Raw genomic sequence first — 13,076 nt, 5'->3', positions numbered from 1 at the left:
TAATCGGCGTTGAAACGTCTCCTACAAACTTTCCCCTTGTAACTCGCTAACTTTACTCTCACCCTAGCAACTCGCTAACTTATTCCCCTTTCCCCGGCTTTTTCAAAATCTTGTCTTTAAAATCAAGAACCTTACCAATGCCAGAACCTAGTTTCATTAGGCTTTGAAGTTGTTCAGGGCTTAAGCGTTGTAGCTCTGCTGACCATTTGGTTACGGTTTCGAGTAGGTCGTGAATTTCTTGCATTTGCTGCTGAGCAAAACGCTCATCATCAGTATGGGCTTCTTCTAAAATATTATCGCGAAGCAGGCTAAGGGTTGGGTCTATCTCGCGTTTTTTACGCTCTTCGAATACGCGGTTGGCCATATCCCAAATGCTGCCAGCAGGGCCGTAGTATTCTTTACGGTCACCCGGAATATGATGCACTTTAATTAAGCGCCAAGACTGTAGCTCTTTAATGCCCATGCTGACGTTTCCGCGCGAGATACTTAAGGTATCGGCAATTTCATTGGCGGTCATTGGCTCTTTAGTAATGGTTAATAATCCACACATTTGACCAATGGTGCGGTTAAAGCCCCAACGGCTACCCATTTCACCGCAGTGCATAACAAAAGCTAAGTTTTTTTCAGATAGGCTCATAATTTTTAGTATTCAAAAATTTCAGAAATTAAATGCTAGCACGCTCGGGGTATAACTAAAAGAAATAGCCACTATGCAATCTGCTACTACTAAAGTGTAGATACGCCATTATTTGAATTTAAGTTATTGAATTTAAATAATATTTTAATTAAATGCCGCAGTGAAAGGCTCTTTGATGTGGATCAATAATAGTGACAGTTAATAAGTTTATCGTATAGGCTGAAATCCAATAATACCATGGAGGAAGGTTATGAAAGCTGCAATAAATAAAGAGTACAAAGGTAAATTAACTATCGAAGATATCCCATGCCCAGAGGTGGGAATTAACGATGTGCTAGTTAAAATTGCCGCATGTGGCGTGTGTCACACAGATTTACATGCTTGTCATGGAGATTGGCCAGTCAAACCAAAAATGCCATTAGTACCGGGTCATGAAGGGGTAGGTACAATCGAAAAAGTAGGCGCAAACATTAAACACTTATCAGTAGGAGACCGTGTTGGTGTTCCTTGGTTGTATAGCGCCTGTGGTCATTGTGAGTTTTGTTTAGAAGGCAAAGAAACCTTATGCCTTGAGCAGCACAACACTGGGTATTCAGTTGATGGTGGTTACGCTGAGTACTGTGTAGCCCATGGCGATTACGTGGTTAAAATTCCTGAAGGATTAGGGTTTGCAGAAGCCGCACCACTATTTTGTGCGGGGGTTACAACCTATAAAGCGCTTAAAGTGACTGATGCCAAAGCGGGTGATTGGGTTGCAATTGTCGGTGTTGGCGGCCTAGGCCATTTAGCAGTGCAATACGCAAAAGCGATGGGCTTTAATGTAATTGCCGTTGATACCGGCGAGAGCAAGTTGGCACTAGCCAAAGAGCTTGGGGCAGACATTACCATAGATTTTATGAAGCAAGTGCCTTCAGAAACCATTTTTGAACAAGTAGGCGGCGCACATGGTGTTGTGTGTACTGCTGTTTCAAAACCCGGTTTTGAGCAAGCCTATAAAAGCGTGCGCCGTGGCGGTAAATGCGTGCTTGTAGGTTTACCACCCGAAGATATGCCATTGCCAATTTTCGATACCGTGTTAAATGGTGTGTCTGTTGTAGGCTCTATCGTTGGTACGCGTAAAGACTTACAAGAATGCCTCGACTTTGCAGCCAAAGGTAAAGTTAAAGCCATTATTGAAGAAAAACGCCTAGAAGATATCAACGATATTTTTGACGACATGCTAAAAGGCGATATCACAGGCCGAATCGTGATGACGCTTTAAGCTGAGTCAGTTAACGCTGTCAGGTTTGTTGAGTAATCAATTGAATCTGACAGTTTTTCATATGCTAGAAAATAGGGGGGTTGTAACTCGTTATTGCCTCTAGATGAGCTAACGTAATTACTCAATAGGTCTGCTTTGAGTGATCCGATACAGTGCTATGCATTTAATGCTATTGGCTAAACTCCATAAATCTGACATACCACATAACTTTTATGTTATTACCAATACGAGGGACTGTGTAAATATATTAGTTTTCTTGTTGTGCTTCCATATTCAAAAAATAAGCGATGAGCGCAATTTATCTTTCTGAATCTCTCTAGTATTAATAAAAAATTATAGTTGGTAATACATACGTTATTTGTTAAGAATAGATTTATTAATACATGAGCGTGACATCTGCAGAAAGATGCGCGAAGCGCGCAATATAAAATTGTTATACGTCGAACAGGCATCACAGATGATTTTTAATAAATTCATTAGAGTATTCAAAGAAACGAAAGGGATGCCAAAGTTATTCCAGTTTCAGCATATGCTTAACTCAATTACATATTCACTAATGGTACTTTTTGCTTTCTGGCCTTGGCCAAACGGAGAGTATTCGTTGAATGGGCGCAGCCTTACTTACCAAGAATTTTGGTTAACAGGCATGGCACCTGGTTTCCTATTATTTTGCATACTAATCATTTCAATTTGCTTCGCTTCAGTGAATAAACACTGGGCTGGCCGTGTAGGTACTTTTTTATACTGGGCATCTATTATTGCCTTCATGTCTTTCTATTCTTTAACTGGGGTAGTAATAGGTGGGGCATTAATTGCTTTTTGGGCGTACTATGTGTTTTATAGCACTGAGATGAGGCAGTTTTTTGCTCAGTCAAAAGTATAACAAACAAATTATTGCACTCGCTACCGCTCGTTGGGACTCAAAACCTTGGCGTGCGCTTTCGTGCCTAAACAATAGCACATAGTTTTTCGTTATCTACTTAGAGAGCCTGAGTTAAATGGATGCATTGAGTAAGCTTCAAGAAAAAAATAAAATCCACTCTAAGCATCAGCGTAATGCTAGCTGGAGCGCAGTTTGGGTGTTTTTACTAATGAGCCCATTGTTATTTAGCTATGGCAACGAATTTTACTTTTCTGTGATAAAAAACATTCAAATTGAGGCTCCGCACCCATTTATAGTCTTATTTGGCTCGTTATGTTTTGGTTTACCTTTATTAGCTATCGGTGAATGCATTCTTTTCAAGCGCGTTAATAAATTACTTCTTTTAATTATCGCAGAAGCTTGGTTTATCTGGTTTTGGGTTGTTAATCCATTATCTTGGTTGGCTTTTTTACCATTGATTCCTGCATTTGTTATATTGCAAATACAACTCCCTCAAATAAGAACAGGTAAGTAAAGGGGTTATAACAAGACAGTAAGTGGGTAAATTAACAGTTGGCTGTTTTCATTGTGTTCAACAGTGTCAGCGAACTATAAATTTATTAATTAGGAGAGAGTTATCCATGGAAGCACTAGAACGAATCACTGAAAGAGTATGTCGCAACGGTCATCCAGATGACCCGGAGACACCAAGACCATTACTTTCAATTGATGAGTTTTTCGAGGGAAACGATGTAGTAGGAAGCATAGGATGCAATTTAATTGATATTCCGCATCCCAATGATTTTTTAAGAGTATTTAAGGCTATTATCCACCGACCTGATGTGAAGGATATTAGAATCCAAGTGTCTGCTTTTGATGATCCAGATTGGCCATTTTCGGATACAGTGTACATAATGACCTCTGCTTCTGAATCTGAGGTAGGTTCATGGTTCCCTGAACACTTAAAACCCGACGAAATTTGGGAGGGCTTTGTTAATCAAGATTACGAGGCTTATGAAATACCCGCTGAAACCCGCCCAGTAGCAGTTTGGTGGGATTAATAAGCAATTTATCAAACATTGATTATGTGCTTAATTATTAGAGCGTAAGATCCCGTTGTATTACTTACAACCTAAATGGGTCGGTAACTGTCAAAAGGATGTTCAAAATTAAAAAGCTAATATTGATTTGTCTTATCTATGCTTTATCGGGGTGTGCTTCTTCTGATGTGGAACCTGTTCCAAAAGGCTGGGTTTTGCTTTCGTTCGATATTGATAGCAATGGAAATCCTATTAATATCAAAGTTCTTGAGTCAAATCCGTCTATCGTTTTTGATAAAGAAGCTATTATTGCCTTGGAGAAATGGAAATTCAAACCTAAAGTTGTAAATGGTGTTCCAGTTGCTCAAAAGGAAATGCAAGTGAGATTGGATTTTGAGTTGAATGACGAAAATTAATAATCCAATAAAAGCTCATATTACTCATTCTTTGTTTTAAACAATCACAATAGGCTAAAGCGGGTGCTAATCTTGAAATTGAAAAGGAATTTCTTTTTAAATTCGACGATACTCGTTTCAAGCATATAAATGCTACACCAGTTAGAAACACGCTAACCTGTCGGGTTAATTTATAAATGAGACTATACATACTCAAATTTATAAAACTTGAATGCTTACCAACCATCCAAATATGTACCTAGTTCTTTACCCTTTTCAATATCCTCTTTAGCTAAATAGCTGATACGACTTTGTTCATTTCGCATACTAAATCGATGAAATGAAATACATAAAAGCAAATACATCAACCAGAAAAATAACAGAAACCCTGTGAATAATAAGGCTTTTTCAATGAGATCAAGTCCATCCCTAAAAAACACTATTGGAATACCGATTAATGCAACTAGCCAAGAGATATAAAAGAACGATGCTTTTGCTGCAGTCTTTATAATTGTCGAATTGTAGTATTTCAATGGCAGACCTTTTGGTATTTCATAACATGTATAGCTAAAGTTTGGCTGTTATCCTATCAACTCTCATCGAAGTTACAGTACAGACTGTAATAGCCTATCTAACTCTTGCAGTATTCCGCTAGTAGTGCATTAACGTAATCTGCACCAAGCTCTTTTGCTTTTTTCCAATTCTGACAAGCGGCTTCTAAATCGCCTAAGGCTTTGAAGGAGTTTGCCATATTAGCGTAAGCGCGCTGCAATGTAATTTCATCCTTCGGGATAATTTCAATTACAGTACCATAATCAGCAATTGCCCCCAGATGATCGCCGTTGTCATCTTTTAACGCTCCTCTATTTAATAATGCGCTAGAAAAGTTTGGTGCAATCTCTATCGCTTTATCATAATCAATCATTGCAGCATTAGAAGCATATAATTCATTTTTTGCTATCGCTCTCGAATAAAGAGCGTCTACGTCTTTGCTATTCACTTTAAGTGTATTTGTCCATTGCGCAATGGCAGCAGAAAGATTGCCTTGATTATAGTAATCAAAACCTTTGTTAAAAAATTCGTCTGCTGTTGTTGCCTCAAATGGCGGAAAAAATTGATTGTTTTTATCGAATGGCGCTCCAAACCCTTCAAATTTTGCATCAAACTCGTATCCTCTTTTGTACATATCTAATGTCCAATACACCAAGTTATCTGCGGTTACAGGGAAGGGACTCGTTTTTCCTGATAAATCCCATACACCATTTTCGGTCTTAACTGGCTCTAAAACTTTATATCCGTAACTATTTTTCAGAAGTAAAGCCAAATTATTTAATTTGGCTTTACTGTCAGAAAGAAAATGAAAATCGAAAGCGAGCATTGAATACGGTGTTAAGCCATTCGACCCCATGCTGAAATAAACAGAATCTGCACTATTAATTTCATCGTTATAATTTTTAGAGAACGCCGCCCATGTGAAGTATGTGTTTTCCATTGTGATTCCTTTAAATGAAACTAGCGTTGTAACTAGAAAAATTGTCTTAAAATTCACAAAATCTCTGCAAAATTATCTGTCATTTATAATCTATCATCTTATGTTTATTACCAAAAATCCAAACAAAAAAGCGCGACCTAACTAAGCCGCGCTTTTTGCTATCAATTCACAATTAAAGTGTGTAGCTAAAAGTTAATTTAGCATTACGCTCTTCTCCTGGCATGCCGCCTAAGAACATTGCTTTTGAGTAATAGGTTTTGTTAAACAAGTTATTTAGGTTTAACTGTAGTTTCCAATCATCTGTTTGGTATTGAATTGCGGCGTCGTAAACCGTGTAGCTCGGTACGTAGCCATCAGGAATACCAAACGAGGTTGAATGAGTGCTGCGGTCATCAACATACTTTACGCCTGCGCTAATTGTAAGTGGCTCGGCTAAATCAAACCATTTAGCGTCATAGCTTAACCAGCTGCTTGCTGTTACATAAGGCACACCTTTTTGGCGAGAATCAAAGCTTGATGAATTTGGATTTTGCTTATCGCGCGCGTCTTGATACACCGCGTTTACGTTAAGTTTCCACTGCTCGTTTAAATCGGCATTTAAATCAAGTTCAACACCTTTGGTTTGCTCTTCACCATCGTAAAAGCTTTTTGGTACTGAGGCATCAGATACACCGGTTTCGTAATCTGGGTTGGCATACTCAAGGTTTGTACGGGCACTATCAAATATCACAAGTGAGGCTAGTAGTTGATCGTCAAAGGCTTTTACACGCATACCAATGTCGTTACTGACTGACTCGGCGTCATCGCGGTCTGCTTCGTTACCCGATACACTGCCAAGCACGCTGTAGGCTGTACGACCTTTAGAGTGGTTTACAAAGAACGAGATATCATCGCTCAGTTTGTAGGTTGCACCTAGGTTGTAGGTCATTCCGCTGTCTGATGTATCTGCTTCTGGTGTTGGCTCGGCGGCACTGGCGCGGTAGCGTGCATCAACACCAAAGTGTTCGTAGCTTTGTTTGATACGGTTAAAGGCAACGCCTACTCGGGTTGTAAAGGTATCGTGAATATAGGCAACATGTTGAATACCCACACCCCAAGCCTGAACCTTTTTGTTGTAATCGCTGGTTTTTAGCGGATCGTAATCAAAAAAGCTGCCTTCGCCCCAGTTCGGGTTACGAATATCAAAAATGTAAGGTAATTGACCTTGGTAAATAACCTCTCCATCTTTGTTTTTAATGACCTGATCAGCATCGTAAATTGAGTATTGTTTGAAACGAATATCGCGGTCTTCGTAGTTAGCGTTTACAAGTAGTTCGTTATCAATACCTGCAAAGCTAAAGTCATAACGCAAGTCAGCAAAGTATTGCCATGATTTTTCGTCAGCTTCAACTTGGCGGTATTCTTGGCGACGCGCGGCAAATGGGTAAAGTACGTCATCAACCACTAAAGGAGCACGCGGATCAGCATTGATCACGCCATTACGGTTCCAATAAACATAGTTATAAGCACCCGTTTGGCGGGCAAAGCTCGATTTGTAATTACGGTATTGTAGTTGCTGATTTAAAAATAAATTATCAGTGATGAAGTAGTTATGGGTTAACTTAAAGCGCAGCTCTTCGCCTTCGTTATCATTTGCCATTGGCGAGATAATACCGTTATGACCAAAGGTGTAAGGCGTTAAGCCATCATTTGCTGCCAGTGAGTCTGCTAATTGTTGGCGTTGCTGTTCGGTTAGTTGTAGGCCTTTTGCCGTTGCATCGTTAATTAAATCGGCAGCGGTTACTTCACCTGCGGTTTTACCATTCACTGAGTCGCTGTTAAAAATACGAATAGGGTGGCCAATTGAATCAACGGCAATGGCATCTTTGATATAAGCGGCAGAAATCATGATGTCTTGTTTGTCGCTTAAAACGTATTTTAACGCGCCATAAATTTCATCGCGGTCGTCTTTTAAGTCGCGGTAGCCATCGCTGCGAGCGGTTTTTGCGTTAACGCGATAAGCAAGGTTCTCTGTTAATGCTGCTGTGCTATCAAAGCCTAATGAGTAACTATCCCATTGACCAAGCTCGGCATTAACGGTGTGTTTTTCAGTGAATTGTGGTTTCTTTTCAATAAGGTTGATAACACCGCCTGCGCTACCCATACCATATAAGCCCGTTGCTGGGCCTTTAAGTACTTCTACAGATTCAACATTAGTCATTGAACGTGTTGGGTTAAAGGTGTTACCTAGGCCTGCACCACCGTACATGCCATCATAAGTATAGTTAGCGCCTAAACCGCGGATCACTAAGTTATCGCCAATACCGTAGTTGTTACCAGCTTGGGTTACACCACTGATGTTGCGCACTAAGTCTTGTAAGTTTGTTGCGCCTTGCGAGTTGATAAGCTCTTGATCAACAACCACTACAGGAGCTGGTGTTTCCATTAGAGTCATATTTGATTTAGTGGCAAGGCCCGAATCAAGTACTACACGGTTTTGTTTGTCGTAAACGGTGATACGTTCAACTGAGTCTAAATCGTTGGCGGTTGCATTGAATGCGCTTAAGCAGGCGAGGGCTAAAATTGAGTATTTATGTGTCGTCATTATAGGTAAATTGTCGAAATTTTCCGGCAATGATAATGCGAGCTATTTTCATTTCAAGTTTTATTTATCTGTTTTAGGTAATTTCTTAATTCTCATACAGGTTGCTAACAACTGGTTTTATGGTTGTTAATTTTGTTTACGATATAGATACAAGAAAGGTTGCTGGCTTCACTCATACAAAGCCAGCATAATAGCTTATTTAAAAACCTTGCCGTTTTTCATAACAAATTGTACATCTTCAAGTACTGCAATGTTTTCAAGTGGGTTGCCTTTAACGGCGATAATATCGGCTAAGAAACCGCTTTTGATTTGCCCAAGTTGATCATCCATTTTTAGCAGTTTAGCGCTATTGATGGTGGCAGACTGTAAGGCTTGCAGTGGTGTCATACCAAATTCAACCATACGCGAGAACTGCTTCGCGTTATCGCCATGAGGGTAAATCGCTGCATCGGTACCAAATACCATGTTTACACCTGCTTTTACTGCACGGCTAAAGCTATCACGTTGCTTTTTAGATACTTGGCGTTCTTTGTTGAGGTTTTCTTCTGCAACCCCGTTTTGTTCGCCAAAGGCAAGCGTGTACTCAGTGTTGTAAATATCCATTGAGAACCAAGTGCCGTGTTTTTTGGCAAGTTTAATGGCTTCGTCATCAACAAAACTAACGTGCTCAACACTGTCTACACCGGCAACAATGGCCGCTTTAATACCACTGGTACCGTGCGCATGGGCTGCAACGGTTAGGCCACGTAAATGAGCTTCGTCAACAATGGCGTTCATTTCGTCTTGGCTATATTGTTGAATACCGACTTTTGTGCCTTTTGAAAATACCCCGCCTGTAGCGCAAAACTTAATGGCATTAGCACCGTACTTAATGTTTTCACGTACTTTAGCGCGCACAGCCCATGGGCCATCGGCAACGCCTTCGGCGGTGTATTTCATTTCTGGTGGTAAACGGTTGTTATCGCAGTGACCGCCAGTAACACCTAAAGATGGGCCAGCCGCCCAAATACGTGGGCCAACAATATCGCCTGCGTTAATGCCATCGCGTACTGCAATCACGCTGTAGCCTTCTGCGCCTAAGTTACGCAGCGTTGTAAAACCTGCATACAGTGTTTTTTCGGCAAAGTGCGCCGCTTTAATTGCTTTGCGCGGAATCGATTGACCAATTCGCTCACTGCGCGGCACGGTAGGATCGCTTGTTAAATGCACATGCATATCCATTAAACCCGGCACCAAAGTCAGCTCTGGTAATTGAATGTGCTTATCGCCGTCTTTTAAGTTTGGCTGTTTATTGCTTTGTACAGCTGTAATTTGACCATTATCTATACTGATAAGTGGTGATTTAATCAGTTTACCTGAATTTACATCTACCATGGCTTTTGCCGATAAGTAGGTTGTTGCGTAGGTATTTAGAGAGGTTAGGCAAGCTAGGCCTAGGCTAATAGCAAGAGCTGTCTTTTTCATTTTTATTCAAAATTGGTAAGTCGAGCCGCCACTCTAGCAATCAGCTTGCAAAGTGTAAATAAACTGCGATAAGTTGCAGCGATACTTGCTAAATAGGGAACTAAACCCTCATAATTTACGCGTACTTAATATAAGGGCAGGGAAAGAATGAAAAACGTAAAACTAGCACTACTTAGTTCGGCAGTGATGTTTGCATTACTTGGTTGTAATGAATCAACGCCAAGCAACGAAAAACCAACTCAAGAAGTGAGCAAACAAGCGCCAAGCGCAACGTCAGCCACAGAACAACTTGATACATTACTAGCAGACTACTTTGAAGCAGGCTTAAAGTTTAATCCAATTGGTGGTACTTACATTGGCCGTAGCGAATATAACGACCAATTTATTGCACCTATTAGTAAAGCAAACCGCGACGAGCAGCTTAACTTTGTTAAAGAATACAAGAACAAATTAGCAAATATCGACAAAGCGCAATTAAAGGGTCAGTCATTATTGAGCTACGAAATTCTAGCCCGCGATTTAGACCTTGCGATTGAAGGCGCTCAGTTTCCAAGTTACTTAATGCCTATTAACCAAATGGGCGGGGCACATAATACCTTTGCTGCGTTAGGTTCTGGGCAAAGTGCACAACCTTTTAACACGGTTGAAGATTATCAAGCATTTGAAAAACGTGCTGACGGTTTCATCGCTTGGTTAGACAGTGTTGAGCAGTCAATGCGCCAAGGAATGAAAGACAAAGTGGTTCTTCCTAAACCGCTTGCTGAAAAACTGTTACCGCAATTTCAAACTCATATCGTAGAAAAACCAGAAGAGTCATTATTCTGGGGGCCAATTGCTCAGCTACCTGAATCTTTCAGCGACGAGCAAAAAGCACAGCTAACAAGCGCATACACGGCAATGATCAGCGAGCGTTTAGTGCCTGCGTATCAAAAAATGGCTGACTTTTTAGCGAATGAATATATTCCAAATGCCCGTGAAAGCATTGGTTACAGCGACCTGCCAAATGGTAAAGCATGGTATGAGTATCAAATTAAACAGCATACAACGCTGAGCCTAAACGCTGATGAAATTCATGACATTGGTTTAAGCGAAGTATCGCGCATTTTATCTGAGATGAAAAAAGTCAAAGAGACTGTCGGTTTTGAAGGCGATTTAAAAGCGTTTTTTGAACACCTAAGAACCTCAGATGAGTTTTACTACGATACGCCAGAAGAGTTAATTGCCGCGTACGAAGCTGTAAAAGAAAAGATTGATGCTAAGCTGCCGCAAATGTTCGATATTGCGCCAAAAGCGCCATACGTTGTAAAAGCAGTTGAAGATTTCCGCGCAGAATCAGCTGCGGGTGCATCTTATCAGTCGCCAGCACCAGATGGCTCACGCCCAGGTATTTTCTATATCAATACCTTTAATCTAAAAGCACAGCCTAAGTTTTTACTTGAAACCTTGTCTATTCACGAAGCGGCACCGGGTCACCACTTTCAAATTGCCTTGCAACAAGAAATTGAAGGATTACCACTATTCCGTAAATTCGGTGGCTACACGGTATTTGCAGAAGGTTGGGCATTGTATGCAGAAAGCTTAGGAAAAGAGCTTGGCTTATTTACCGACCCTTACATGTGGTACGGTCGTTTATCAGATGAGCAATTACGTGCAATGCGCTTAGTGCTTGATACTGGTTTCCATGCAAAAGGCTGGACACGTCAACAAGGTATTGATTACATGTTGGCTAACTCATCAATGGCCGAAAGTGACATTATTGCCGAAGTTGAGCGTTACATTGCATGGCCGGGCCAAGCGCTGTCGTACAAGTTAGGTCAGTTCAAAATTCAAGAACTACGTGACTACGCGAGCAAAGAGCTAGGCGATAAGTTCGACATTAAAGCTTTCCATACGCAAGTTCTGATTGATGGCGCATTACCTATGCCAATTCTTGAAGAGAAAATTAAGCGTTGGGTTAACGAGCAAAAGTAAAATACCCAAACCACCTCAAGGTGCGAGTTTCAGTTGGAATTAAAAGCGATTTAGGCAAGGCATTGATTGCAAGTAATAGTGGTTCTATTGTTAAAATCAATAACGCAGTATAAATCGCTTTTAAACCAACCCTTTGGGCGCTTCACAGGCACTTACTCTCATCGTTGTTACTTCTTAAAAGGGACTGCCATTCTTGCAAAGTAACGCCTTGATATTAAGGCACCTGTGAAACGCTGAATTCTGCATCTTGAGATGGCTTGGGTATCGCCCAAACACGCTAAACTTTGCGCGCATGCTGGCTTTACGCTAGAATGCGCGCTGTTTAGGGGCTTTGAGTAATACCATGTTAGAAGATCAATTTTGGCTTAAGCGCTCGCTTGAGCAAATGTCACAACCCGAATGGGAAGCCATTTGTGACGGCTGTGGTAAATGTTGTTTAAACACATTTATCGACAGTGAAGACGAAGATGAATTTACCGCAACGGATCAACTTCGCGAGGGTGAAGAACTGATCTTCACTAATATCGTTTGCCAATACCTAGACAACGACACCTGTGGGTGTAGCGAATATGCGAACCGCCAAACCTTGGTGCCTTCATGTGTTAAGCTCACTAAAGAAAACCTCAAAGATATCTTTTTTATGCCGCAAAGCTGTAGCTACCGCCGCCTTTACGAAGGCCGTGGCCTTGCGTCTTGGCACCCGTTATTGAACGGTGGTAGTAAAGATATGATGCATGAGCTGGGTATTTCTGTGCGTGACAAAACAGTGAAAGACTGTGATGTAGATCTAGATGACTTTGACCTTTACGTGGCCGAATGGCCAACCAGAGACATTGATTAATGAGCACACTTAAAGCAAGCATTGGCTTGTTAAACCCAAAAAGCCCAACCAATGTGGGTGGCGTATTACGTGCCGCGGGTTGTTACAACGCTAACCAGGTGTTTTTTACTGGTAGCCGCTATTTACGTGCAAATAAGTACCATACCGATACCAAAAATGTGCTTGAGCACATTCCGCTAACGCAAGTTGAAAGCCTTGAGCAAGCAAAGCCTGAAGGTGCCACAACGGTGGTGATTGAGCTTGTTGAAGGTGCAACGCCGCTGCCTGAATTTAAGCACCCTGAAAACGCATTTTATGTATTTGGCCCTGAAGATGGCTCAGTCAGTAAAGACGTGCTGAAATGGTGTGATGAAGTAGTGTATGTACCAACCATTGGCTGTATGAACCTAGCCGCAACCTGCAATGTTGTGCTTTACGACCGACTTGCCAAACTCGGTGGTATTGAGAGTTCAAACGACACCATTTGCAATAGTCGAGACACTAACAACTCACTTAAATGGCAACAAAAAAAGAGCGCTAAATAGCGCTC

The 13,076-nt window shown here is 41.1% G+C and carries 13 protein-coding genes; 8 read left to right on the top strand and 5 right to left on the bottom strand.

What is annotated here, in order from left to right; all coding sequences use genetic code 11:
- Positions 1–79: 79 nt before the first annotated feature.
- Positions 80–637, bottom strand: a complete 558-nt coding sequence (locus tag NH153_RS20605; RefSeq protein ID WP_055021667.1) for a GbsR/MarR family transcriptional regulator — start codon at positions 635–637, stop codon at positions 80–82.
- A 250-nt stretch (positions 638–887) separates the two neighbouring features.
- Between NH153_RS20605 and adhP the strand changes: the two genes are divergently transcribed.
- The 5 genes from adhP (at position 888) to NH153_RS20580 (ending at position 4,216) form a co-directional block, all read left to right on the top strand.
- Positions 888–1,898 carry an alcohol dehydrogenase AdhP gene (gene adhP, locus NH153_RS20600; protein ID WP_063707422.1) on the top strand — a complete coding sequence of 337 codons (1,011 nt, stop codon included), beginning with the start codon at positions 888–890 and terminating at the stop codon, positions 1,896–1,898.
- Positions 1,899–2,355: 457 nt separating this feature from the next.
- A complete protein-coding gene (locus tag NH153_RS20595; RefSeq protein ID WP_063707420.1) occupies positions 2,356–2,781 on the top strand; it encodes a hypothetical protein in 426 nt (141 codons plus the stop codon).
- Between the two features lie 115 nt (positions 2,782–2,896).
- A complete protein-coding gene (locus NH153_RS20590; protein ID WP_063707418.1) occupies positions 2,897–3,295 on the top strand; it encodes a hypothetical protein in 399 nt (132 codons plus the stop codon).
- A gap of 106 nt (positions 3,296–3,401) precedes the next feature.
- Positions 3,402–3,821: a YfbO family protein gene (locus tag NH153_RS20585; protein WP_063707416.1), complete on the top strand. Its 420-nt coding sequence runs from the start codon at positions 3,402–3,404 to the stop codon at positions 3,819–3,821.
- A gap of 98 nt (positions 3,822–3,919) precedes the next feature.
- Positions 3,920–4,216, top strand: coding sequence for an energy transducer TonB (locus NH153_RS20580; RefSeq protein WP_233999067.1), 297 nt, complete (start codon positions 3,920–3,922; stop codon positions 4,214–4,216).
- Positions 4,217–4,431: 215 nt separating this feature from the next.
- Here NH153_RS20580 and NH153_RS20575 read toward each other — a convergent pair whose 3' ends face one another.
- From NH153_RS20575 to NH153_RS20560, 4 genes are all read right to left on the bottom strand, one after another.
- Entirely contained in the window at positions 4,432–4,728 is a 297-nt protein-coding gene (locus NH153_RS20575) for a hypothetical protein (RefSeq protein WP_063529932.1), read from the bottom strand.
- Positions 4,729–4,826: 98 nt separating this feature from the next.
- Complete coding sequence (locus tag NH153_RS20570; protein ID WP_082874126.1) at positions 4,827–5,687, bottom strand: tetratricopeptide repeat protein; 861 nt, start codon at positions 5,685–5,687, stop codon at positions 4,827–4,829.
- A 172-nt stretch (positions 5,688–5,859) separates the two neighbouring features.
- The gene (locus tag NH153_RS20565) at positions 5,860–8,271 is read right to left on the bottom strand and encodes a TonB-dependent receptor (protein ID WP_063707411.1); all 2,412 of its coding nucleotides are present in this window, start codon (positions 8,269–8,271) and stop codon (positions 5,860–5,862) included.
- A 195-nt stretch (positions 8,272–8,466) separates the two neighbouring features.
- Positions 8,467–9,735: a Xaa-Pro dipeptidase gene (locus NH153_RS20560; RefSeq protein ID WP_063707409.1), complete on the bottom strand. Its 1,269-nt coding sequence runs from the start codon at positions 9,733–9,735 to the stop codon at positions 8,467–8,469.
- Positions 9,736–9,882: 147 nt separating this feature from the next.
- Here NH153_RS20560 and NH153_RS20555 point away from each other — a divergent pair, with 147 nt between their 5' ends.
- The 3 genes from NH153_RS20555 (at position 9,883) to NH153_RS20545 (ending at position 13,071) form a co-directional block, all read left to right on the top strand.
- Positions 9,883–11,706, top strand: coding sequence for a DUF885 domain-containing protein (locus NH153_RS20555; RefSeq protein WP_063707407.1), 1,824 nt, complete (start codon positions 9,883–9,885; stop codon positions 11,704–11,706).
- A gap of 343 nt (positions 11,707–12,049) precedes the next feature.
- Positions 12,050–12,547 (top strand): YcgN family cysteine cluster protein, encoded by a 498-nt coding sequence (locus NH153_RS20550; RefSeq protein ID WP_054552059.1) that lies wholly within the window; start codon positions 12,050–12,052, stop codon positions 12,545–12,547.
- Positions 12,547–13,071 carry an RNA methyltransferase gene (locus tag NH153_RS20545; RefSeq protein WP_063707405.1) on the top strand — a complete coding sequence of 175 codons (525 nt, stop codon included), beginning with the start codon at positions 12,547–12,549 and terminating at the stop codon, positions 13,069–13,071. Before NH153_RS20550 ends, NH153_RS20545 begins: the two co-directional genes overlap by 1 nt.
- The last annotated feature ends 5 nt before the right edge of the window (positions 13,072–13,076 follow it).

The organism is Pseudoalteromonas gelatinilytica, from assembly GCF_001641615.1.
GTDB lineage: Bacteria > Pseudomonadota > Gammaproteobacteria > Enterobacterales > Alteromonadaceae > Pseudoalteromonas > Pseudoalteromonas gelatinilytica.
Note: the sequence above shows the minus strand (reverse complement) of the source record. Positions and strands in the feature narration are given on the sequence as shown.

Bases quoted from the DNA above. Each gene is read 5' to 3' on its own strand.
- NH153_RS20585 (WP_063707416.1), top strand. From the start codon at position 3,402: ATGGAAGCACTAGAACGAATCACTGAAAGAGTATGTCGCAACGGTCAT.
- NH153_RS20590 (WP_063707418.1), top strand. From the start codon at position 2,897: ATGGATGCATTGAGTAAGCTTCAAGAAAAAAATAAAATCCACTCTAAG.
- NH153_RS20570 (WP_082874126.1), bottom strand. From the start codon at position 5,687: ATGGAAAACACATACTTCACATGGGCGGCGTTCTCTAAAAATTATAAC.
- adhP (WP_063707422.1), top strand. From the start codon at position 888: ATGAAAGCTGCAATAAATAAAGAGTACAAAGGTAAATTAACTATCGAA.
- NH153_RS20595 (WP_063707420.1), top strand. From the start codon at position 2,356: ATGATTTTTAATAAATTCATTAGAGTATTCAAAGAAACGAAAGGGATG.
- NH153_RS20560 (WP_063707409.1), bottom strand. From the start codon at position 9,735: ATGAAAAAGACAGCTCTTGCTATTAGCCTAGGCCTAGCTTGCCTAACC.
- NH153_RS20580 (WP_233999067.1), top strand. From the start codon at position 3,920: ATGTTCAAAATTAAAAAGCTAATATTGATTTGTCTTATCTATGCTTTA.
- NH153_RS20545 (WP_063707405.1), top strand. From the start codon at position 12,547: ATGAGCACACTTAAAGCAAGCATTGGCTTGTTAAACCCAAAAAGCCCA.
- NH153_RS20565 (WP_063707411.1), bottom strand. From the start codon at position 8,271: ATGACGACACATAAATACTCAATTTTAGCCCTCGCCTGCTTAAGCGCA.
- NH153_RS20550 (WP_054552059.1), top strand. From the start codon at position 12,050: ATGTTAGAAGATCAATTTTGGCTTAAGCGCTCGCTTGAGCAAATGTCA.
- NH153_RS20555 (WP_063707407.1), top strand. From the start codon at position 9,883: ATGAAAAACGTAAAACTAGCACTACTTAGTTCGGCAGTGATGTTTGCA.
- NH153_RS20605 (WP_055021667.1), bottom strand. From the start codon at position 637: ATGAGCCTATCTGAAAAAAACTTAGCTTTTGTTATGCACTGCGGTGAA.